Genomic DNA, 21,531 nt, shown 5'->3' with positions numbered 1-21,531 from the left:
TCGCATGGAAGACACGATTCTCGTTGTAAATTGCGGAAGCTCCACGCTCAAGCTCGCCGTGTTTGACGGGGCGTTTCAGGTCCGGGCCTCGGGGCTTGCCGAAAGACTCCACCACAGTGACGCGACCGCCCAGCTACGGAATCACGATCAACCGGTCAAACTGCCACCTGAGGCTTCGCACCGGGATGCCCTGGAAGCCATGATTCACGCGTTGGTCGATCTGGACATCCTCAAGGGAACGCCCTCTGCTGTCGGCCATCGGGTGGTGCACGGTGGTGAGACCTTCCATGATGCGGTATTGATCGACGAGACCGTCATCGAAGCGATTGAGGAGTGCGCCAGCCTTGCACCGCTGCACAATCCGGTAAACCTGTCCGGCATCAGGGCAACCCGCGCTCTGTTTCCTTCGGTACCCCATATTGCGGTATTTGATACCGCCTTCCACCAGACGTTGCCCCGGAAGGCCTATCTGTATGCCCTGCCCTATGATTATTACCGCCAGTGGGGCGTCCGACGCTATGGTTTTCATGGCACCAGCCACCAGTTCATACTGACCGAATCGGCCCGACGCCTCGGAAGAACACCGGCCACAACCTCTGTCATCTCGGCGCATCTGGGTAACGGCTGCAGTATTACCGCCATCCGGGACGGCATCAGCGTGGACACCAGTATGGGATTAACGCCGCTGGAAGGGCTCGTCATGGGCAGCCGGAGCGGCGACATCGACCCGGGCCTGTTCGACTTCCTCAAGACCAAAGGCATTGATCAGGACCAACTGCATCACGTCCTCAACCACGAAAGCGGCCTGCTGGGACTCTCCGGACAGACCAATGACATGCGCACGCTGTGCGAACTGGCGGACCACGGGCACGAACCTTCGCTCGTCGCGGTAGAGGTTTTCTGTTATCGCCTCGCGCGCTATATCGGTGCCATGATGGTGTCTCTGGACCGTCTCGACGGGCTGGTGTTCACCGGCGGCATTGGCGAAAACAGTTCACGGGTCCGAAAGCAGACACTGGATCATCTGGGCCTGGCAGGATTTTCACTGGATCCGGAATTGAATCAGGACCACGGTCAAAACAGCGACGGCTACATCAACGATGCCGACTCCCGGTTCCCTGTTCTGGTTGTACCAACCAATGAGGAACTGGTCATTGCGCGGGAATCGCAGAGGATTGCCTCGTCTCAGTAATACACAACGGAAACCGGTGTCCGACTATGGCGAAAAGTCTCTTCATTGCCCCCACTTCCATGGATTCCGGCCTGACGTCGGTGTGCCTCGGCCTGCTCAGGGCACTTGAGCGCGTGGGGGTCAGCGTCGGGTTCTACAAACCCTTCAGTCAGTCCGTGCACCAGGCCGAATCTCGGCACAACAAGGGCAAGGATTCCTCCGTCACCTTCATTCGCGATCGGAGCCACAGAAACACGCCGGATCCGATTCCTCTCAGAAAGGCGCAGCAACTACTCAATCGCAATCAGTCAGACCTGCTCATGGAAAACGTGGTCGGCGAATTCCAGAAGGTCGCCAGCCAGTTCGACGTCGTCCTGATCGAGGGACTGGTGCCCGACCGCAGTGAGGCTTATATCGCCCGCCTCAATGTAGAGGTTGCCCGAAACCTGGGTTCCGAAGTCATACTGGTCAGCACCCCGGACAGCTGCAATGCCGTCGAGCTGGATGAACACCTGGAATTTTCGGCGCGCCTGTACGCCGCGCCGGAGGACCCGGACGTCATCGGGGTCATTCTTAATAAGGTCGGGGAGCCCCAGAAAGACGGACTGATTCTCCATCGTGAGCTGGAAAGCACGCCCAACATCGATTACCGGAAGGAATGCCGGGTCTTTCGCGACAATTGGTTCCGGTTGCTGGCCGAGATTCCCTGGCAGCCGGACCTTCTGGCACCGAGGGTTTCTGATATCGTACGGGAACTCGAGGTACCGGTCCTCAGTGAAGGTCAGATGCACACCCGCCGCGTAAAGACCGTCTCGGTTTGTGCCAGAACCATTCGCAACATGACCAGCATCCTAAAGCCGGACACACTGGTCGTCACCCCCGGCGACCGCGAAGACATTGTAGTAACGACGGCGCTCGCCGCACTCAACGGTGTTCCTCTGGCTGGCCTCATGTTGACGGGAGACCTTATGCCAGCACAATCCGTTATCGATCTCTGCCGTCGGGCCCTGGACACCGGCTTGCCGGTTCTCGGCTCTGACTGCAATACCTACGAAACGGCGCATATGCTCGCCAGTCTCTCGACAGCGATCCCCCTGGACGATCCGGAACGTATTGAAAAGGCAATGGATGCGGTGGCACCCCGCATAGACGCCGAGTGGCTCAGGGAACACCTGCGTGTTGAGCGACAGAGCCGCCTGTCGCCACCCGCATTCCGCTACCAGCTTTCTGAACGCGCCAGAGCCGCACACAAGCGGATTGTCTTGCCCGAAGGGAGCGAGCCAAGAACGGTGCAGGCGGCCATCATCTGTCATCAGAGGAAACTGGCCCGGTGTGTCCTGATCGGGAAAGCCGAAGAAATAGAGAGTGTGGCCCGGACGCTGGGCCTTACCCTGCCGGAGGACATCGAGATTATCGATCCCGCCAGGGTGCGGGAACGCTATGTGGCCCCGATGGTGAAGCTTCGCAAACACAAGGGGCTGACCCACCAGATGGCTGAAGCCATGCTGGAGGACAACGTGGTGCTCGGAACCATGATGGTCGCACTCGACGAAGCCGATGGCCTGGTGTCCGGCGCCATTCACACGACCGCAAACACCGTCCGTCCGGCACTGCAGCTCATCAAGACCCATAAAAAAGCAAAAGTGGTTTCGTCCGTCTTTTTCATGCTGCTGCCGGAGCAGGTCGTGGTCTATGGCGACTGCGCCATCAATCCCGATCCAGACGCCGAAGAACTCGCGGACATCGCCATCCAGAGCGCCGAGTCGGCCGAAGCATTCGGGATTGATCCGGTGGTTGCGATGATCAGTTACAGCACCGGTGAATCCGGCACGGGTTCCGATGTGGAAAAGGTGAGAAAGGCAACACACATTGCCCGTGAGAGACGCCCTGACCTGATGATTGATGGCCCCCTCCAGTACGACGCTGCCGCCATCGAGAGCGTCGCCCGAAGCAAGGCTCCGGACAGCAAGGTCGCCGGACGCGCGACCGTGTTCATCTTCCCGGACCTGAATACCGGCAATACCACCTACAAGGCCGTGCAGCGCAGCGCCAATGTGGTGAGCATCGGTCCGATGCTGCAGGGCTTGAGAAAACCGGTGAACGACCTCTCACGAGGCGCCCTGGTCGAGGACATTGTTTTCACCATTGCCCTGACCGCCGTCCAGGCCCGGCAGGTCGAGCAACAAAAAACCGTCAGCGCTTGAGACTTTTCTGACGCGTTTTCCTGATACGCCGCCCTTTCTTCAGGTCATTGTCTTTTTTGACCTTTTGACGGGGCGTCAGACGGTCCACCTTGCCGGCAAACGGATTTTCACTGGATCGGAATTCAAAGCGTATGGGGGAACCGTTGACGCTCAGAATCTTTCGGAAGGTGTTTTCCAGATAGCGCTTGTAAGCACCCGGTAACGCTTCCGTCTGGTTTCCATGAACCACAATCACAGGCGGGTTCGAGCCGCCCTGGTGGGCGTAGCGCAGTTTGATCCGGCGGCCATGCACCATGGGTGGCTGATGCTGCACTACTGCGTCCTGTAGGATTGCCGTCAGGCGGTTTGTCGGCCACTTGGCCATGGCGGATTCGTAGCAGGCTTCAACTGACTCATACATCACACCAACGCCGGAGCCGTGGAGCGCCGAGATGTAATGCTTGTCCGCATAGTCGAGAAAATCCAGGCGCCGTCTTACCTGCTCCTTGACCCGGGACCGCTCTTCGGGATCCATGCCATCCCACTTATTGACGGCGATCACCAGCGAACGGCCGGCATCAAGCACAAAGCCGATCAGATGGAGGTCCTGGTCGACAAGCCCTTCCCGCGCGTCAATCACCAGAATGACGACGTGCGCATCGTCGATTGCCTGAAGGGTTTTGATAATCGAGAACTTCTCGACCGTCTCCCGGACGTTCTTTCTTCGGCGAACGCCTGCGGTATCAATGAGCGTGTACTGCTTTCCCTGTCGTTCGTACGGGATGTACACACTGTCCCGCGTGGTTCCGGGCATATCGTATACCACCACACGATCTTCCCCGAGCATCCGGTTCACCAGCGTGGATTTGCCCACATTTGGCCTGCCGACAACGCCAATCCGGATACCCGGATAACGCTCTGCACTGTCTTCCTCACCTTCTTCCGGGTTGGGAAGCAGTTCTTCGAGCATCGAGCGGATGCCCCGGTTATGTGAGGCCGCAATCAGATAGGTTGAATCAAAACCCAGGCTGTAGAAATCGGCGGCGGCGACATCGGGATCCTGACCATCCGTCTTGTTGACGACCAGATGGGCCTGTTTACCGCTTCGACGGAGATGATCTGCGATCATTTCATCTCCGGCGGTAAGGCCGGCGCGCCCATCCACCAGAAACAGCACGATATCGGCTTCATCGACCGCCTGCATCGACTGGCGTGCCATTTCGGCATCCAGTCCGACTTCATCGCCCGTCAGACCCCCGGTATCGATGACAATGAAACGCTGGCCCTCGTAATTACCTTCGCCGTATTTACGGTCCCGGGTCAGCCCCGGAAAATCCGCAACAAGCGCATCCCGGGATCGGGTCATCTGATTGAATAGCGTTGACTTTCCCACATTGGGTCGACCAACAAGGGCAATTACTGGCGTCATAAGGGTAGGTTACTCTGATTTTCTGAGTTCGAAGACGGCCAGACGTCCGCCGTTTCCAAAAACGAGCAGGTTACCATTCGCCAGTCTCTGTGCCGGTACGCGGATACCCTCATCGTCGAATTCCATCTGCCCCTGCAGGCTGCCGTCCTTTGCAGACAGGGCGTGGAGGTAGCCCTCAAAGTCGGCGACCACGACATAGTCTCCAGACACAACCGGCTGGGTAAGCTGGCGCCAGGCGAGGCGATCCTGTACCCACAGTTCATCCCGATCGGAACCGCGCAGTGCCCTGACATCGCCGTTGGCCGAGGAAAGGTAGATGTTGCCGTCGCCAAGCGCGGGCGAGTATAGGCTGGAGGCCTTCGTGCTCCAGATCTCACGACCGGTCTGGATATCAAGCAGCGCAAGCTTGCCCTGATAACCGACAACCATCAGTGCCCTGTCAAGGACGATGGGCTGCCCTGTGATATCCACCAGGCGCTCCAGCTCCGTCCGCCCTTTGGGCTGGCCGACTTCATACTGCCAGATTGGCTGACCGGAATCTCCGGCAAGCGCCATGAGTTTTCCGTTGGCAAAGGAGGCAATGACAACATCTCCGCCTACCAGCGGCGCAGCAGCGCCCCGAATAGACAGAACAGGCACTGTGCTCTCGTATTGCCAAAGCTTTTCGCCCTTGGCGGCATCGTAGGCCAGGACGCGACCATCGGTGGTCTGAACCACCACCATGGAGCCGTTGGATTGAGGTGCAGAGAGTACCTCCGTCGGCAGGGATTTGCGCCAGAGTTCCTCGCCGTTTTCCCTGGACAGGGCGATCAGATCGGCTTCCCGCGTCACGAGATAAAGCTGGTCGCCATCACCACCAACGCCGGCGAAGATGCGGTCCTTGAGCTCACGCTCCCAGATCAGCTTGCCTGTGTCGGGCGTTACCGCAACGAGATCGCCATCCGCGGAAGCGGCGTAAATAACATCACCGGCATTGAGCGGCGCCAGGTACAGGAAACTTCCATCATGACCGTCACCAACCGACATGTCCCAGACCTGATCAAAGTCTACGGTAGTATCGACGTCGGGCAACGGAGCCGGCTGCTCAAAGGTGTCGGTCGTACTGCAACCACTCATCCCGATGATCGAAGCGAACAACGCAAGCACCCAAACCGTCGATCTGCCAATGCGCAGGCCCGGCATCAAGCGCCCTCCCCGACACCGAGGTCTGACAGCTTGAGCTCCAGCACACCGTTGCGGCCCTGCTCGCTCTGTTCCCGTGCGCTCAGGTAGGCCTCGCGGGCGCCATCACGGTTACCCTGGGCCAACAGAATATCCCCCTTCAACTCCGACAGTATGGAGGCAAAGGTTCCCGGATCCTTCACGTTGCTGATGGTCTGCAAAGCGTCGTCATACTTGCCAGCGGCAAACTGCGTACGCGCCAGCCGGTTCTGGATGACCAGGCTGAGTTCAGGATGCCCCTTGGCATGCTCCAGCGCCCAGCTCAGCGAGTCGATGGCTGCATCCGGATTATCCTCGCGCATCAGTTGCTGGCGGGCCAGAATCAGGTTGCCGTAGATGGCGTAGGCGCTGTCGGTGTAATCCTCCCGAAGCTTCTTGGCCACATATCCGACTGTCTTAGCCGAGGTTTCATCGTCCTGATTGCCGAAGGCACCCAGTAACTCGGCAAACTGGTTAGCCGCTTCCGCACGCTGCTGGGCTTGCTGGTTTTGCCAGGCCTGCCAGCCGAATACGATCGCCAGTGCCGCGGCAATGCCAATCAGCAGTGAACTGCCGTTTCTCTTCCACCAATCCTTGATCGCCTGAATCTGTTCTTCTTCGGTGCGCAGTTCGGCCATGATGACTCCTGTTGAAAATTATTGCTCTTATCGGGTTCGTTTCAGTGTGAAAGCCTGTCTGACAGCGCCTGCGCCAGCTCCGCCTGGGGCACGTCCTGTTGGGGCTCATCATCACGCAGCGGTTTCAGAGCGGCGGTACCGTTGTCCAACTCATTGTCGCCGAGAATGATGGCGTAACGGGCTCCGCTCTTGTCGGCCTTCTTCATCTGGCTTTTGAAGCTGCCACCGCCACAGTGGGTGACAATGGTCCGGCCAGGCAACTGATCGCGGAGTTTCTCTGCCAGCGCCAGCGCGGGAGCCACCGCCCTGTCGCCCATTGCTGTGAGGTAGACATCCGCATTCGCATTGACAGAATCCGGAATCAGGCCAAGGGTCTCCAGTAACAGGATGAGCCGTTCCAGCCCCATGGCGAAACCAACGGCAAAGGTCGGCTTGCCGCCAAGCTGCTCAACCAGTCCGTCGTAACGTCCCCCGGCGCAGATGGTGCCCTGCGCACCCAGGCTGTCGGTAATCCATTCAAAAACGGTCTTGCCATAGTAATCCAGCCCGCGAACCAACGCCGGATTCACCGTATAGCCAATACCCGCCGCATCAAGAAGTTCCCGCAGGCGGTCAAAATGGGCGCGGGACTCTTCGTCGAGATAATCGTCCAGTTTCGGGGCACCTTCCAGAACCCTGCGGGTGCCGGCGTCCTTACTGTCGAGAATGCGCAACGGATTGGTCTCGAGCCGGCGCTGACTGTCCGCATCCAGCTGGTCGTGAAACTGGCGGAGGTAATCTACGAGGGCCAGACGATAGTCCTTGCGGGATTCGGAGGTTCCGATGGAATTGATTTCCAGCCGGGCGTGATCGGTCAGTCCGAGTGCCTGCCAGAGGCGCGCCGTCAGAATCAGCAGTTCCGCATCGATATCCGGACCACTCATTCCGAAACATTCCACGCCAATCTGGTGGAACTGTCGATAGCGTCCTTTCTGCGGGCGTTCGTGACGGAACATTGGCCCGGTGTACCAGAGGCGACGCGTCTGGTTAAACAGCAGTCCGTGCTCTTCCGCTGCCCTCACGCAACCCGCGGTTCCCTCCGGACGAAGGGTCAGGCTGTCCCCATTGCGATCCTCGAAGGTATACATTTCCTTTTCGACGATATCCGTCACCTCACCGATGGACCGTTTGAACAGATCGGTCTGCTCCACAATCGGCATCCGGATTTCCTGGTAACCATACTGACCGAGCACCTGTCGGACCGTCGCTTCAACAAACTGCCACACCGGCGTCTGTTCCGGCAGGATATCGTTCATCCCGCGAATTGCCTGAATCTTAGCCAAATGAAAAACCTTACTGATTCTGTCTGGTTGTTAGCGTGTGTTCCGGAACCGTTCAGTCATCCGAACGGGCAATGATGGCCTCTTCCTGTTCCTGGCGGCGGGCCACCTCCTCCCGGATCAATCGTTCCAGATCATCGGTGAGCGTGGCATTATCAAGCTTCTGGTTCGGCTTTCCAGCCATGTAGAACAGGTTCTTGGGGCTGCCTCCGGTCAGGCCGATATCAGCCTCTTTGGCCTCGCCCGGTCCGTTCACAATACACCCGATAATCGCGACATCCATGGAGGTATTCACGTCTTCAAGGCGTGCCTCGAGGTCGTTCATGGTCTGAATGACATCGAAGTTCTGCCGGGAGCAGCTCGGACATGCGATGAAATTGATCCCACGGCTGCGAAGCCGCAGGCTCTTCAGGATGTCGTAACCGACCTTGATTTCCTGCACAGGGTCAGCTGCAAGCGACACCCGGATGGTATCGCCAATGCCGTCCATAAGAAGCATGCCGAGCCCGATGGACGATTTCACCGTCCCCGAGCGAAAGCCACCCGCTTCGGTGATGCCAAGATGCAGCGGCTGGTCGATCTGGCTGGCAATCTTCCGGTAGGCATCCACCGTCATGAACACTTCCGAAGCCTTCAGACTGACCTTGAAGTTCTGGAAGTCATAGCGATCCAGGATGTCGATATGCCGCATGGCGGACTCCACCAGTGCGTCTGCGGTGGGCTCGCCGTACTTCCGTTGCAGGCTCTTTTCCAGTGACCCCGCGTTAACCCCGATCCGGATCGGAATACCACGATCACGAGCCGCCTCGATCACTGCGCTGACCCGGTCATCCCGACCGATATTGCCTGGATTGATCCGAAGACAGTCGACGCCGAGTTCAGCCACCCGGAGTGCGATTTTATAATCGAAATGAATGTCCGAGACGAGCGGCACATTCACCTGCTGACGAATCTTGCCGAATGCTTCCGCCGCGTCCATGGACGGCACGGATACACGGACGATGTCCGCACCCGCTTCCTCCAATGCCCGGATCTGGGCAACGGTGGCATCAACATCACAGGTATCGGTGTTGGTCATGCTCTGCACGGCAATGGGTGCATCACCGCCCACCGGAACCTTCCCCACCATGATCTGGCGAGATTGACGTCTCTTGATAGGAGATTCGTGCTTCATGTTTTCAGGACCAAAAAAATACGAATGGATTCGTTCAGGGTGCCAGGGTGAATTCCGAGCGATTGTTTGTCACGCGAAACCCGTTCAAATCCACCGGCTCCCCCTCAAACTTGATGGTATCTACCGCGTCCACGGCACCGATCACGACCCGCAGTGGCGCCTCGCCGGCCACATCCAGTGTATCGCCGGAACGTTGCAGTGAGGCGACCAAACGGTTGCCAACAGAATCGGATACCTGGACCCAGCAATCTGCCTTGAAGGTCATCTGTAATCTGCCCTTGTCCGACAACGCGATCGGCTCCGGCTCGGTAACGGTTGCTGGCGCCTCTGCCATTTGCTCTGTTCCCGTCCCGGCTAGAGACTCCTCTCCTGCGGGAGCTGCTACATCCCCGGTGTCTTCCGGAGCAACCGGGGACGTCAAATCTCCGCCCTCCGATGTTTCGACATTGTCCATGGTGCCGGTATCAGGAGAGGCAGCCAGTTGTGACTCATTCGACGCCACAGCAGGCTCATCTTCAATCGCGGGCTGGTCCTGAACGGATTCAGCCACATCGGTCTGAACCGGAGCCGCAGATTCCGCCTGCGTGGGCGCAGCGGTTTCAGAAATCCGGTCTTCGATCAGAAAACGGAACACCAGATAGCCCGCGAGAACCAATACCAGAACCAGCAGAAGTGCCTTGGCGATCCGACGTTTCTGCCTTCTCCGGCGTTCGATATCGACCAGCGGATTGGCTTCGTATTGCCGCTCACGCTCCTTTCGGAGTGGTTCCAACTCCCGATCCAGAGCTTCGATCAACGCATCCGGGTCAAGGCCGACCTGATTGGCATAGGCTCGGACATACCCCTTCAGGAAAAGTTCGCTATCGATGCGTGAGTGATCGCCATTTTCAATGGCCTGTATCACGGCGGGACGCAGGTGCTGTGCATCCGCAACCTCGGCAACACTCAGACCGATCTTTTCACGCGCCCGTTTGAGCTGCTGCCCAACAGGGTCATTGACTTCTGGTTGAGACTTTTCATCACTGGCCATTAGAAATCAGCACCTTGTATTGTTGGTATTCCACTGACTCCGGGTATTCATTTTTCAGCAACAACGCCAGGCTGGCTTCCTGGTCGCGGTCGTTAAAATGGCGGGCAATCCGGATACCGGTAAAGAGACTTTCCGCCGAATGCTTGATGCCTTTGTTATGGGCAATCACCGATAGCAGCCGGCTGTAATACCGGGATGCCGCCTGATAGTTCCCTTCTTCCACCAGCACACGGGACAGGGACAGCAACGGACGGGAATCGCCACGGGACAGTTCCACCGTACGCCGATAGGAGGTCGCGGCCTTGTCAGGTTCGCCGAGCTTCTCCTGGGTCAGCCCCAGGTTGTAGAACACCGAACCCCGATCCTTGTACTCAGTGTCCCGGGACGCTGCACGAAACTGGTTTCTGGCCTCCTCCATGCGCCCCTGGGCATACAGGAATGCGCCGTAGTAGACCCGCCCCCGGGTGTAACCAGGATCTGAATCGATGGCTTTTCTGAAACTTTCGTCGGCGAGCTCGGTTTCGCCATTGGCGTTTTCAACCAGCCCCCTTGCCGATAGCGCCGCGGCGTTATCCGGATCGATCTGAAGCGCACGATCCAGATGGTGTCGGGCTCGCTCGAAATTACCCTGCCCGATATACGCTGTCGCCAGCTTCACATAGTTATGGATGGCTTCCTGTTTGTCTGCTTCCCGGGCAAACGGACTGTTCGTGGTCGTTACGCATCCCGCTAAACCGGCGAGGCCCACCAGTATGAACGCCATGGAGATTCGCCTGATTACACGTTTAGTCCTCACGATTCCACAGTCCTCGCATCTGGTGGTTTTAGCCTCAGGGGTTGACCTGCTGTACCGCAATGTATCGCTGACTTCGGCGAGTACGATCCTCTACCCGTCCGACCAGCTGACCGCATGCTGCGTCGATATCATCTCCACGTGTGGTCCGCACAGTCGTGACGAAGCCGGCTTCGTTCAGTACCGCCTGAAACCGCCGGGTTGCGTTCATACTGGGGCGCCGGAAATCGCTTTCCGGGAACGGATTGAACGGAATGAGATTGATCTTGCACGGCAGGCCTTTCAGGAGCGTAACCAGTTCCCGAGCATGTTCGGGCTGGTCGTTAACACCCTCGATGACCGTGTACTCGATCGTTGCCTTCCGTTTGTCCGGCAGCCGACTGAGATAACGACGCGTTGCCGCCAGCAATTCCGAGATCGGATACTTTTTATTCAACGGCACCAACTGGTTACGCAGCTCATCATTCGGTGCATGGAGCGAAATGGCCAGTGAAACATCGGTAACTTCACCCAGACGGTCCAATGCTGGTACAACACCCGAGGTGCTGAGTGTCACCCGACGCTTGGAAATCCCGTAAGCCAGATCTTCCATCATCAGGTTCATCGCATCGACCACATTGTCGAAGTTCAGTAGCGGCTCACCCATGCCCATCATGACCACATTCGTGATCGGCCGATCGGCATTGGGCTCGAAAGGCATGAAGGCCCTTCTCGCAACCCAGACCTGGCCAATAATCTCTGCAGCAGTCAGATTGCGGTTGAATCCGCGCTTGCCGGTGGAGCAGAAGGTGCAGTCAAGACTGCAGCCAATCTGGGAGGACACGCACAAGGTACCGCGCTCGCCATCCGGTATCAGCACCGTCTCCACGCTGTTGCCGTTATCCATGCGCATGACCCATTTACGGGTTCCGTCTTTCGACGTCTCGTCATAGACCACCTCCGGCCCACGCACTTCGGCAACGTCCTTGAGCTTCTCCCGGAGCACCTTGCTCATATTGGTCATTTGATCGAAGTCATCCACGCCACGCTGGTGGATCCACTGCAATACCTGCTGGGCCCTGAAGCGTTTCTCGCCCAGCGTTTCGAAGAATGCCTCAAGCTTCGCCTTGGGCATTCCGAGCAGATTGGTCCTTTCGACACCAGCGGTCATTTGTAACCTCGATCAGATAACCAATCCGGGGCAGTCAGTGACTGCCCCGGGACAACACGATCAGCCGCGCGGGCAAATCTCGTTGTCATTAAAGAAATAAGCGATTTCGCGCTCTGCAGAAGCCGCGGAATCAGAACCGTGAACGGCGTTTGCATCAATTGAGGAGGCAAAATCAGCACGAATGGTGCCTGCTTCCGCTTCCTTCGGATTGGTAGCACCCATCAGGTCACGGTTTTTCAGGATAGCACCCTCGCCTTCCAGCACCTGAACAACAACCGGTCCGGACGTCATGAAGGCCACCAGGTCGTTAAAGAACGGACGCTCTTTGTGTTCGGCATAGAAGCCCTCGGCCTGTTCCTGGGTGAGATGCATCATCTTGGCGGCAACAATCTTGAGGCCGGCCTTTTCGAAACGGCTGTAGATTTCGCCAATCACATTCTTGGCGACCGCGTCGGGCTTGATGATAGAGAGCGTGCGCTCGTTTGCCATGGTAAGTCTCCACTATGGTTAGGGTAAAAATTCAGGCCTGCGATTATACGCAGTCCGGGACCGACTGCCTACCGCACCTTGCGTAGCCGGCCCACAACATCAACTATTTGGGTCCCCGCGAAGGCGATTTCCTCCTCGGTGGTAAACCGGCCAAACGAAAATCGTAACGCCCGATGCGCCTGGGCATCGTCCAGACCAATACCCCGGAGCACGTAGGACGGCTCCACCGTGGCCGACGCACAGGCCGAACCGGAGGAGACCGCCAGATCCCGCAAACCCAGCATCAGCGACTCCGCCTCAACGCCCTCAAAAGACAGGTTCAACAAGCCAGGCACACGATGTGACTCGCTCCCGTTGAACGACACGCCGTCCAGGCCATCCAGCTGCGCCAGAAAAACCGAACGCAGCCCCTCAAGCCGAGTCATTTCAGCCTCAAGTCCCTCACGGGCAATCGCAAAGGCCTTCCCCATGCCCACAACCTGATGGGTCGGCAACGTCCCCGATCTCATGCCCCGCTCGTGGCCCCCGCCATGCATCTGGGCTTCGATTCGAACATCTGGCGACCTCCGGACGTACAACGCCCCCACCCCTTTGGGGCCATAGACCTTGTGCCCGGATAACGAGAGCAGATCCACCGGGGTCGCATTCACATCGATCGGCAACTTGCCTGCCGCCTGGGCTGCGTCAACGTGGAAAAGCACACCACGCTCACGCAATGCAGCACCGATAGTCCCGACATCCGAAACACAGCCCAGTTCATTGTTGACCATCATCAGGCTGACCAACACGGTGTTGTCCTGCAGCGCATCCAGTACCTTTTCCAACGGAACCCGCCCGTCGGGATCCGGGGACAGCCAGGTAACCTGAACGCCTTCAGCTTCCAGCCACTTGCAGGTATCGACCACGGCCTTGTGCTCGATAATGGAGGTGACGATATGGGCACTATCGCGACCCGCGACCGCCCCCTTGATCGCCAGATTGTCCGATTCTGTCGCGCCGGAGGTCCAGACGATTTCACGGGGGTCGCCATGAATCAGGTCAGCCACCTGACGACGGGCCGCTTCAACCGCGGCTTCGGCTTGCCAGCCATAGGCGTGGGTCCGGGATGCCGGGTTCCCGAACACGCCATCCAGCGTAAGGTAGCGGCTCATTTCATCGGCAACAGCAGGATCAACGGGCGTCGTGGCCGCGTAGTCCAGATAGACGGGCTTTTTCATGATCAGTAGAAGCTTTTTTGAATCAGGCCGGCGCCTGGTCGCTCAGGCGTTCGGTATTAATGGTTTCAGATTCCGCATCAGATTGAAGGCGGTTCTGGCGATCCGCGACCTCGCGGATCTCGTGTTTTTTCATCAGGTCCCCAAGACTGATTTCACTGAGGAACTGGTGGATCTGGTCGCTCAGATCGGACCATAGATGGTGGGTCAGACACTTCTCGCCTTTCTGGCAGTCCCCTTTGTTTCCACAGCGCGTCGTATCCAGGGACTCGCTCACAGCGTCTACCACTTCCGCGATAAACACGTGATCGGCATCCCGGCTCAGGCGGTACCCGCCCCCCGGTCCCCGAATGCTGGTGACGAGCTTTTGGCGACGAAGCCGGGAAAAAAGCTGTTCAAGGTAGGACAGTGAGATCTCCTGCCGGGTCGAGATATCCGCAAGACTGACTGGCCCCTGGTCTCCATGGAGCGCCAGATCAAGCATCGCTGTGACAGCATAGCGGCCTTTGGTCGTCAGTTTCATGGTATAAGCCCCGGGCGGGATCGTTCTCGGATAACAGGAACGAGTATGAATTGACCCAGTAAACCAGTCAAGTATTCAGCTCCGGGTGTCCGTTTCGTCCCGAACGCAATCAAAGTCCTCATCGTGCAACGGCGGAAGCTCGCCGTTCTGATACTCGCTGTTCACCTTTTTCAGCGCTTTGCACATGGTCTCGATGCGATCATCCACCGCATGCATGTGATCAAGCAACGCCCGCATTGAGCGGGCTACCGGATCCGGCATCTCTTCGGTTACACCGTAGGCATCGAAGCCCATGCGTTCTTCCATTTCCTTTCGGCGGACATCGTCTTCGGATTTCCGTTTTACGATCGCGCGGCCGGGAATCCCCACTACCGTCGCGCCGGCCGGAACGGCCTTGGTTACCACCGAGTTCGACCCGATCTTGGCACCCTCGCCGACCTCAAAGGGCCCGAGAATCTTCGCACCCGCTCCAACGACCACACCGTTCCCGATGGTCGGGTGGCGCTTGCCCTTGTTCCAGCTTGTTCCGCCGAGAGTGACACCCTGATAAAGCGTTACATCGTCACCGATCACCGTGGTTTCACCAATCACGACGCCCATCCCGTGGTCAATAAAGAACCGCCGGCCAATAGTGGCTCCGGGATGAATCTCGATCCCTGTCAGCCAACGGGCAATCGTGGAGATCGTCCTGGCAAGCCACTTGAGTCCGAGACCCCAGAGCCAGTGCGCAAAACGGTGAGACAGCAGCGCATGCAGCCCCGGATAATTGGTCAGCACCTCAAAGGTATTCCTTGCCGCCGGATCCCGGTGAAAAACACTGTTAATGTCTTCCCTCAGCTGATTAAACATGATCTTTTTCCTGTCCCGGTGCCGAGGCATCATCCCCGGCGGATTGAGAGTTAGCGCCTTGCTTTCCGGCCGCTTTCTGGGCAGCCGTCAGGATGCCGCGAAGGATATTAACCTCCATTTCGTCCAGTCTGGCGCGCTGGAATAGCCTCCGCAAGCGCGTCATTAGCTGGCGCGGATTGTCCCTGCGATGGAATTCGACATCGATCAGCATCTGTTCCAGGTGGCCGAAAAAGCCCTCGACGTCACGAACGCTTGCCAGGGACACATCCCAGCCGGCATCACCCGGTGCCGCCATGGGCTTGAGGTATGGGCTGCCCTCGCCCGCTTCAAGGCCGCGGAGATAATGCATTCGCAATTCGTAACACATCACCTGGACCGCCATGGCCAGATTCAGCGAGCTGTACTCGGGATTGGAGGGAATGTGGATATGATGATGGCAACGCTGCAACTCGTCATTGCTCAGGCCGTTACTCTCGCGCCCGAACACCAGCGCCACATTGCCATCGGCGGAAGCGTCTGAAGCGGTAATCGCGGCCTCTGGCGGCGGCATTACCGGCCATGGCACTTTCCTGCCCCGCGCACTGGTTCCCATCACCAGAACGCAATCATCGATCGCCTCGTCGAGACTCGCGACCACCCGGGCCCGATCAAGCACATCGGAGGCGCCGGCGGACCGGGCGTAGGAAGCTTCATCCGGAAAGGACTTGGGATTGACCAACCAGAGACTACCCAGTCCCATATTCTTCATGGCACGGGCCACGGCGCCGATGTTCCCGGAATGAGTGGTCTCAACCAGAACAATCCGGATCCGGTCATTGAAAGTATCCGTGCCTTCCAGCGGCAGCGCGGGTTTGTGCATGATGAAGTCGCCCGTATCTGAGTACTACTAGATGAACCGAGCGCGACATGATACCAGAACGAGCAGGACCAGGCTCCTCAGGAGAATCCGTAACCTGCCGCCATCCGTGGATTTCCGGAGTCAAAAAACAGACAAATCAAGTCATCTTTTGCTATCATACCGGCCCTCCATACACCGGGATAATGAACACTCCGATGCAACCAGCAATCAAAATGGCCCTGCGCATTGCGCGGCAGGGGTCCGATTATCTGAAAGCCCATTTCGAGCGTCAGGAATCCAGCGACAAGGACAGCAGCGAACGCAGCCGCCAGCTGGATCGGGTCGAGCAGTCCATTTACGACAACTTCAAAGAGCAACTTGAGAAGGCGTACAAGGACCACAGCATCGCCCCACTCAACGAGGCAAGTGCCGGCGACAGCGACAAAAGCTGGCATATTTTTCCGGTCCTTGGACGGGAGAATTTTCTGCGAGGCATCCCGGAGTTTGCCCTGGCATTGTCGCAGAAGAAAAACAACCGAACCGAAAACCTGCTCCTGGTGAACCCCATCACTGGTGAAGAATATTCCGCCTCACGGGGCCATGGTGCAGCGTTGAACAGCCGCCGGGTACGGACCTCCGAAACCCGGCAGATCGATAAGGCTGCCATTGCCAGCAACCTCCTTGACCAGGCCCGCAAGAGCGAGCAGTCCCAACTGTGGGGCGAAATGGCCGCCGTACTGGCACACGATTCAGCGCTGTTCCGTACCAGCGGCTGCGTCGTACTCGACATTGCGAGGGTTGCCTCCGGCCAGCTGGATACCGCGGTGATCTTCCGCCCCGAACCAGCGGAGCTGGACCTTGGCGTTACCCTGGCCATGGAGTCGGGAGCACTCACGGGCGACTTCTCCGGCAATCCATCCACGGGTTCCGCCCGCCAGCTGGTTGTAGCCAACCCGAAGTTGTTCCGGGAAGTCCTGAAGACCCTTCATCCCTTCCGGGGCCGCCTGCCGCGCTGAGGCACTGCCAACAGCAAACAGGCATAAAAAAAACCGCCAACTCATCGAGTGGCGGTTTTTTTGTGGCCGGTTACATCACATCCGGTTCAGCCATTCCGGCGGCTCTTCGTCTTCTTCTCCCGCGGCTCCTTCCTTCACTGGCAGGAGCATGTCTTCCCGGGAGACCCGGAAAACCATCAGCAGGTTGGCGGCGACATAGATCGAAGAATAGGTACCCACAACAATACCGATGATCAGTGCCAGTGCGAAGTTATTGATCGCCTCGCCACCGAACAGGTACAGCGCGAACAGCACCATCAGGGTTGTTCCCGAGGTGTTGATTGTACGGCCGATGGTCTGATGAACCGATACGTTGATGATATCCCAGGCCGAACCCACCCGCATTTTCCGGAAATTTTCACGGATGCGGTCGGCAACGATAATTGTGTCGTTCAGTGAATAACCGATAATCGCCAACAGCGCGGCAAGCACTGTCAGATCAAAGGTCCACTGGAACAACGCAAAAACGCCGAGCACGATGATGACGTCGTGAGCCAGTGGCAACACGGACGCAATGCCGAACTTGAACTGGAATCGCATACCGACGTAAATCAGGACCACCGCAAGTGCGAGCAGAAGACCCAGTCCACTGTCCTCTTTAAGCTGCTCACCCACCTGGGAACCGATGAACTCCGAACTGACCAGATCCAGCTTGTCACCACCAGCCTTCAGGGCCTCGGTCACTCGTTCAGCCAACTGGTTATTTCCCGCCTCGGCAAGACGGATCAGCACCGTGGTGTCCGAGCCGAAGTTCTGCACCACAAAGTTGTCGAATCCGGACTGCTCCAGCGTCGCTCGAACCTCATCAAGAGACGGCGCCTGGGCATACTCCAGCTCCACAGAGGTGCCGCCGGTAAAGTCCATGCCCAGATTCAGACCACGAACAGCCAGTAAAACGATGGAGATTACCAGCAGCGAGATGGAGAGAATGGAAGCCGCTTTACGCAGCCCCATGAAATCAAATGGCTTCTTATCCTGATCAGACATTTGCCAGCTTCCCTCCAATTGAGAGTTTTTCGAGTCTCCGGCCGCCGTATACGAGGTTTACGATTGCGCGACTGATCATCAGCCCGGAGAACATGGACGTAAGGATACCGATGCTCAGTGTCACGGCGAAGCCCTTGACCGGACCGGAGCCCATGGCAAACAGGATCACCGCGACCAGCAAGGTCGTTACGTTGGCGTCAAAGATCGAGACAAAGGCCCGGGAATAACCGGAATTAATGGCCAGCTGAGGCGGCGCGCCAGCTTTAAGCTCTTCACGTATTCGCTCGAATATCAGCACGTTGGCGTCAACAGCCATACCCACGGTCAGAACAATACCTGCGATACCCGGAAGGGTCAGCGTGGCGGACAGAATCGACATACAGGCGATCAGCAAAACCAGGTTCAGGGTGAGCGCGACATTGGCGATCAGACCGAACACCCGGTAGTAGGCGGCCATGTAGATCAGCACCAACAGGAAGCCCAGGCCGGCAGATGCGACACCGGCGTCGATGTTCTGCTGTCCGAGGCTCGGCCCGATGGTACGCTCCTGGACAAAGTACATCGGAGCTGCCAGAGCACCCGCACGCAGCAACAGCGCCAGTTCCGACGCCTCCGGAATGGAATCCAGACCGGTAATACGGAAACTGCTGCCCAGGGCAGACTGAATGGTGGCGAGACTGATGATGCCTTTATCGACAACGCGCTTGTCGACGGTCTTCTCTTCGCCATCCACCATCTTGGTTTCCGTCTCGGTCCGGTACTCGATGAAGAGCACCGCCATCCGGCGACCAACCGCGTTCCGGGTTGCCCGATTCATCAGGTCACCGCCCACGGAATCGAGGGTGATATTAACCTGCGGCTGACCGTTCTGGTCAAACGCCTGCTGCGCGTTGGATACATTGTTACCGGTTACGATGACATCCCGCTGGAGGCGAGCCGTGCGCTGGGGATTATCACGGAAACCGAACTCTTCTGTTTCGCTGGCAGGCGCATCCGGACGGGCTTCAAGCCGAAACTCCAGGTTGGCCGTTGCGCCAAGTACCCGTTTTGCCTGGGCCGTGTCCTGGACACCCGGCAGTTCCACGATAATCCGGTCGGCGCCCTGGCGCTGAACCAGTGGCTCGGCGACACCCAGTTCGTTTACCCGGTTACGGATCGTGGTGAGGTTCTGCTCCAGCGCATAGTCACGGATGGACTTAACCTCTTTTTCGGTCAGGGCCAGGATCAACTGGAACTCTTCACCGTCTGTCTTCTGATCAAGGAGAAACTGATTGTACTGGCTTTTGATCAGGTCAAACGCTTCGGCCCGCGACTGCTCGTCCCGGAAACTCAGAACGATGTTACGGTCGCCCTGAACATCGCCACCACGGTACCGGATCCGGTCGTCCCGCAACTGGCGTTTGATTTCACCGGAAAGCGCATCCAGTCGCTGACGAACCGCGGTATCCATATCGACTTCGAGCAGGAAATGGACCCCGCCGCGGAGATCGAGCCCGAGCTTCATCGGACCGGCACCCAGGTTCCTAAGCCAATCCGGCGTGGACGGCGCCATATTGAGTGCCACCAGATACTGGTCTCCCAGCGCGCGCTGAACAGCCGGCCGAGCCTTGAGCTGTGCATCGGAACTGGTCAGTCGGATCAGGGCATCCCGCTCCTGAAGTGTGCTGTCCTTGACCTCAATCCCGTCCGCCTTCAAGGCCTGAACGGCGCGATCCAGCACGCCGGCGTTGACCTCGGTGCTGCTTCTGGCACCGGTGATCTGGATGGCATAGTCATCGGGGAAGAGATTGGGCAGAGCGTAGATGATCCCGATCACGAGTGCGATCAGGATAACCAGGTTTTTCCAAAGCGGATACTTGTTCAGCATGGGTTCCCTTATAGCCGGCACAGAGGCCGGCCTTGGTTATCAGCCAGAAAGAATCAGACAGGCAGGCTCCGGGATCGGGTAAGACGCCGGAATCAGATATCCTTCAATGTGCCCTTGGGCAGGGCGGCGGCTACTGCAACTTTCTGAACCTTGATCTCGACGTTGTCAGCTACTTCCAGAACGATGAAATCATCCGCGACCTTGGTGATCTTGCCAGCAACACCGCCGGACGTAACGATTTCGTCGCCCTTGTTGAGGCCGGACATCAGAGCTTTGTGCTCTTTGGCGCGCTTGGACTGGGGACGCCAGATCAGGAAGTAGAAAATGAGAATGAAACCGGCGAAGAAAATCACCTGACCGATAACTCCCATGCCGCCCTGAGCACCCGCGCTCTGAGCAAAGGCCAGTGTCGGCGCCAAACCCAGCAGTGCAGCGATAAGTACCTTCAATGATTTCATTAACTGTCTCCGTTGGTTTTTTAAGTTGGTTCAGTCGACCGGCATAGGCGGCACAGACTCGCCACGCAGGCCATAGAATTCGTTGATAAAGTCGGACAATGTACCTGCTTCAATGGCCTCACGCAATCCAGCCATCAGGTTCTGGTAGAACCTGAGATTGTGGATCGTGTTGAGCTGTGCGCCCAGCATTTCTCCACATTTATCCAGATGATGCAGATAACTTCTCGAAAAATTCTTGCATGTATAACAGTCGCATCTTGCGTCCAGCGGCGAGGTATCGTGACGATGCCTTGCATTACGGATTTTTACGATTCCTTCGGATGTGAACAGATACCCATTCCGGGCATTCCGTGTCGGCATCACGCAATCGAACATATCCACACCGCGCCGGACGGCCTCGACGATGTCTTCCGGTCGGCCGACCCCCATCAGGTAACGCGGCCGATCTTCCGGCATTTTCGGCGGCAAATGATCCAGGATGCGGATCATGTCTTCCTTGGGCTCACCGACAGACAGACCGCCGATGGCATAACCGTCGAAGCCGATCTCGGTCAGGCCTGCCAGCGACCTGTCACGCAATCCTTCATACATCCCACCCTGAACAATTCCAAACAGCGCCGCCGGATTACCCTCATGGGCCTTCTTGCTGCGCTCGGCCCAGCGCAGGGACAGTTCCATGGACTCCCGCGCCTGCGTTTCCGTTGCCGGGTAAGGCGTACACTCGTCAAAAATCATGACGATGTCGGAACCAAGGTCACGCTGTACCCGGATCGCAATCTCCGGCGAAAGTTCCACTTTGGAGCCATCCACCGGCGAGCGGAAGGTTACCCCCTCTTCCGTGATCTTGCGCATTTCCCCGAGGCTGAACACCTGAAATCCGCCGGAATCGGTCAGGATAGGGCCCTGCCACTGGGTAAAGTCGTGGAGATCACCGTGCGCTTTGACCACCTCGGTACCAGGGCGCAGCATCAGGTGAAAGGTGTTCCCCAGAATGATCTCGGCGCCGATTTCATGAATGTCCCGCGGCAACATCCCTTTAACCGTTCCATAGGTGCCAACGGGCATGAAGGCCGGCGTTTCAACCGTCCCACGTGGGAAAGTCAGTCGCCCCCGACGGGCACGGCCATCCTCGGTGAGCTTTTCAAACGACATGAAGCAGGTTTC

General features: G+C 57.9%; 20 protein-coding genes. 3 read left to right on the top strand and 17 right to left on the bottom strand.

All coding sequences use genetic code 11. The features are described 5' to 3' along the window. The first annotated feature begins 4 nt into the window (after nucleotides 1–4). Nucleotides 5–1,192, top strand: a complete 1,188-nt coding sequence (locus MLD04_RS09445) for an acetate/propionate family kinase (RefSeq protein ID WP_248157451.1) — start codon at nucleotides 5–7, stop codon at nucleotides 1,190–1,192. Between the two features lie 26 nt (nucleotides 1,193–1,218). Further along, nucleotides 1,219–3,375, top strand: coding sequence for a phosphate acetyltransferase (pta, locus tag MLD04_RS09440; protein WP_248157449.1), 2,157 nt, complete (start codon nucleotides 1,219–1,221; stop codon nucleotides 3,373–3,375). Here pta and der read toward each other — a convergent pair. The 13 genes from der to trmJ all read right to left on the bottom strand — a co-directional run bounded on the left by der (nucleotide 3,365) and on the right by trmJ (nucleotide 16,021). Continuing rightward, nucleotides 3,365–4,783, bottom strand: a complete 1,419-nt coding sequence (gene der, locus MLD04_RS09435; protein WP_248157447.1) for a ribosome biogenesis GTPase Der — start codon at nucleotides 4,781–4,783, stop codon at nucleotides 3,365–3,367. The two genes, pta and der, sit on opposite strands and share 11 nt — an antisense overlap. A gap of 9 nt (nucleotides 4,784–4,792) precedes the next feature. After that, nucleotides 4,793–5,965, bottom strand: coding sequence for an outer membrane protein assembly factor BamB (gene bamB / locus MLD04_RS09430; protein ID WP_248157445.1), 1,173 nt, complete (start codon nucleotides 5,963–5,965; stop codon nucleotides 4,793–4,795). Then, complete coding sequence (locus tag MLD04_RS09425) at nucleotides 5,965–6,621, bottom strand: YfgM family protein (protein WP_248157443.1); 657 nt, start codon at nucleotides 6,619–6,621, stop codon at nucleotides 5,965–5,967. Before MLD04_RS09425 ends, bamB begins: the two co-directional genes overlap by 1 nt. Nucleotides 6,622–6,662: 41 nt before the next feature. Next, entirely contained in the window at nucleotides 6,663–7,943 is a 1,281-nt protein-coding gene (hisS, locus tag MLD04_RS09420; protein ID WP_248157441.1) for a histidine--tRNA ligase, read from the bottom strand. A gap of 52 nt (nucleotides 7,944–7,995) precedes the next feature. Next, the gene (gene ispG / locus MLD04_RS09415) at nucleotides 7,996–9,114 is read right to left on the bottom strand and encodes a flavodoxin-dependent (E)-4-hydroxy-3-methylbut-2-enyl-diphosphate synthase (protein ID WP_248157434.1); all 1,119 of its coding nucleotides are present in this window, start codon (nucleotides 9,112–9,114) and stop codon (nucleotides 7,996–7,998) included. Between the two features lie 34 nt (nucleotides 9,115–9,148). Beyond that, nucleotides 9,149–10,144, bottom strand: coding sequence for a RodZ domain-containing protein (locus MLD04_RS09410; RefSeq protein ID WP_248157432.1), 996 nt, complete (start codon nucleotides 10,142–10,144; stop codon nucleotides 9,149–9,151). Beyond that, nucleotides 10,134–10,907, bottom strand: coding sequence for a type IV pilus biogenesis/stability protein PilW (pilW, locus tag MLD04_RS09405; protein WP_248157430.1), 774 nt, complete (start codon nucleotides 10,905–10,907; stop codon nucleotides 10,134–10,136). The genes MLD04_RS09410 and pilW overlap by 11 nt, the downstream gene beginning before the upstream one ends. A 67-nt stretch (nucleotides 10,908–10,974) precedes the next feature. Next, nucleotides 10,975–12,087, bottom strand: coding sequence for a dual-specificity RNA methyltransferase RlmN (gene rlmN / locus MLD04_RS09400; RefSeq protein WP_248157428.1), 1,113 nt, complete (start codon nucleotides 12,085–12,087; stop codon nucleotides 10,975–10,977). A 60-nt stretch (nucleotides 12,088–12,147) separates the two neighbouring features. Then, nucleotides 12,148–12,576, bottom strand: a complete 429-nt coding sequence (gene ndk, locus MLD04_RS09395; RefSeq protein ID WP_248157425.1) for a nucleoside-diphosphate kinase — start codon at nucleotides 12,574–12,576, stop codon at nucleotides 12,148–12,150. 68 nt (nucleotides 12,577–12,644) lie between these two features. Continuing rightward, on the bottom strand, nucleotides 12,645–13,793 hold the full coding sequence (locus MLD04_RS09390; RefSeq protein ID WP_248157423.1) for an IscS subfamily cysteine desulfurase: 1,149 nt from the start codon (nucleotides 13,791–13,793) through the stop codon (nucleotides 12,645–12,647). A gap of 22 nt (nucleotides 13,794–13,815) precedes the next feature. Continuing rightward, nucleotides 13,816–14,313 (bottom strand): Fe-S cluster assembly transcriptional regulator IscR, encoded by a 498-nt coding sequence (gene iscR, locus MLD04_RS09385; protein WP_248157421.1) that lies wholly within the window; start codon nucleotides 14,311–14,313, stop codon nucleotides 13,816–13,818. 75 nt (nucleotides 14,314–14,388) lie between these two features. Continuing rightward, nucleotides 14,389–15,162: a serine O-acetyltransferase gene (cysE, locus tag MLD04_RS09380; RefSeq protein ID WP_248157419.1), complete on the bottom strand. Its 774-nt coding sequence runs from the start codon at nucleotides 15,160–15,162 to the stop codon at nucleotides 14,389–14,391. Then, the gene (gene trmJ / locus MLD04_RS09375; RefSeq protein WP_248157417.1) at nucleotides 15,155–16,021 is read right to left on the bottom strand and encodes a tRNA (cytosine(32)/uridine(32)-2'-O)-methyltransferase TrmJ; all 867 of its coding nucleotides are present in this window, start codon (nucleotides 16,019–16,021) and stop codon (nucleotides 15,155–15,157) included. The genes cysE and trmJ overlap by 8 nt, the downstream gene beginning before the upstream one ends. A 194-nt stretch (nucleotides 16,022–16,215) precedes the next feature. On the opposite strand from trmJ, the gene MLD04_RS09370 reads away from it, so the two are divergent. Beyond that, a complete protein-coding gene (locus MLD04_RS09370) occupies nucleotides 16,216–17,016 on the top strand; it encodes an inositol monophosphatase family protein (protein WP_248157415.1) in 801 nt (266 codons plus the stop codon). Nucleotides 17,017–17,091: 75 nt separating this feature from the next. Here the strand turns inward: MLD04_RS09370 and secF are convergent, their stop codons facing one another. From secF to tgt, 4 genes are all read right to left on the bottom strand, one after another. Beyond that, entirely contained in the window at nucleotides 17,092–18,042 is a 951-nt protein-coding gene (gene secF, locus MLD04_RS09365) for a protein translocase subunit SecF (RefSeq protein WP_248157413.1), read from the bottom strand. Next, nucleotides 18,035–19,909 (bottom strand): protein translocase subunit SecD, encoded by a 1,875-nt coding sequence (gene secD, locus MLD04_RS09360; RefSeq protein WP_248157411.1) that lies wholly within the window; start codon nucleotides 19,907–19,909, stop codon nucleotides 18,035–18,037. Before secD ends, secF begins: the two co-directional genes overlap by 8 nt. A 92-nt stretch (nucleotides 19,910–20,001) precedes the next feature. After that, nucleotides 20,002–20,367, bottom strand: a complete 366-nt coding sequence (yajC, locus tag MLD04_RS09355) for a preprotein translocase subunit YajC (protein ID WP_248157409.1) — start codon at nucleotides 20,365–20,367, stop codon at nucleotides 20,002–20,004. Between the two features lie 30 nt (nucleotides 20,368–20,397). Further along, nucleotides 20,398–21,519 carry a tRNA guanosine(34) transglycosylase Tgt gene (gene tgt / locus MLD04_RS09350; RefSeq protein ID WP_248158261.1) on the bottom strand — a complete coding sequence of 374 codons (1,122 nt, stop codon included), beginning with the start codon at nucleotides 21,517–21,519 and terminating at the stop codon, nucleotides 20,398–20,400. Nucleotides 21,520–21,531 lie beyond the last annotated feature (12 nt).

This window comes from Marinobacter koreensis, from assembly GCF_023156285.1.
Classification (GTDB): domain Bacteria; phylum Pseudomonadota; class Gammaproteobacteria; order Pseudomonadales; family Oleiphilaceae; genus Marinobacter; species Marinobacter koreensis.
This window is presented reverse-complemented; position numbering and strand designations above follow the sequence as displayed.

What these genes read in the sequence shown, in the direction of transcription:
- MLD04_RS09445 (WP_248157451.1), top strand. Translation starts at nt 5, where the DNA reads ATGGAAGACACGATTCTCGTTGTAAATTGCGGAAGCTCCACGCTCAAG.
- pta (WP_248157449.1), top strand. Translation starts at nt 1,219, where the DNA reads ATGGCGAAAAGTCTCTTCATTGCCCCCACTTCCATGGATTCCGGCCTG.
- der (WP_248157447.1), bottom strand. Translation starts at nt 4,783, where the DNA reads ATGACGCCAGTAATTGCCCTTGTTGGTCGACCCAATGTGGGAAAGTCA.
- bamB (WP_248157445.1), bottom strand. Translation starts at nt 5,965, where the DNA reads ATGCCGGGCCTGCGCATTGGCAGATCGACGGTTTGGGTGCTTGCGTTG.
- MLD04_RS09425 (WP_248157443.1), bottom strand. Translation starts at nt 6,621, where the DNA reads ATGGCCGAACTGCGCACCGAAGAAGAACAGATTCAGGCGATCAAGGAT.
- ispG (WP_248157434.1), bottom strand. Translation starts at nt 9,114, where the DNA reads ATGAAGCACGAATCTCCTATCAAGAGACGTCAATCTCGCCAGATCATG.
- MLD04_RS09410 (WP_248157432.1), bottom strand. Translation starts at nt 10,144, where the DNA reads ATGGCCAGTGATGAAAAGTCTCAACCAGAAGTCAATGACCCTGTTGGG.
- pilW (WP_248157430.1), bottom strand. Translation starts at nt 10,907, where the DNA reads ATGGCGTTCATACTGGTGGGCCTCGCCGGTTTAGCGGGATGCGTAACG.
- rlmN (WP_248157428.1), bottom strand. Translation starts at nt 12,087, where the DNA reads ATGACCGCTGGTGTCGAAAGGACCAATCTGCTCGGAATGCCCAAGGCG.
- ndk (WP_248157425.1), bottom strand. Translation starts at nt 12,576, where the DNA reads ATGGCAAACGAGCGCACGCTCTCTATCATCAAGCCCGACGCGGTCGCC.
- MLD04_RS09390 (WP_248157423.1), bottom strand. Translation starts at nt 13,793, where the DNA reads ATGAAAAAGCCCGTCTATCTGGACTACGCGGCCACGACGCCCGTTGAT.
- iscR (WP_248157421.1), bottom strand. Translation starts at nt 14,313, where the DNA reads ATGAAACTGACGACCAAAGGCCGCTATGCTGTCACAGCGATGCTTGAT.
- cysE (WP_248157419.1), bottom strand. Translation starts at nt 15,162, where the DNA reads ATGTTTAATCAGCTGAGGGAAGACATTAACAGTGTTTTTCACCGGGAT.
- trmJ (WP_248157417.1), bottom strand. Translation starts at nt 16,021, where the DNA reads ATGCACAAACCCGCGCTGCCGCTGGAAGGCACGGATACTTTCAATGAC.
- MLD04_RS09370 (WP_248157415.1), top strand. Translation starts at nt 16,216, where the DNA reads ATGCAACCAGCAATCAAAATGGCCCTGCGCATTGCGCGGCAGGGGTCC.
- secF (WP_248157413.1), bottom strand. Translation starts at nt 18,042, where the DNA reads ATGTCTGATCAGGATAAGAAGCCATTTGATTTCATGGGGCTGCGTAAA.
- secD (WP_248157411.1), bottom strand. Translation starts at nt 19,909, where the DNA reads ATGCTGAACAAGTATCCGCTTTGGAAAAACCTGGTTATCCTGATCGCA.
- yajC (WP_248157409.1), bottom strand. Translation starts at nt 20,367, where the DNA reads ATGAAATCATTGAAGGTACTTATCGCTGCACTGCTGGGTTTGGCGCCG.
- tgt (WP_248158261.1), bottom strand. Translation starts at nt 21,519, where the DNA reads ATGTCGTTTGAAAAGCTCACCGAGGATGGCCGTGCCCGTCGGGGGCGA.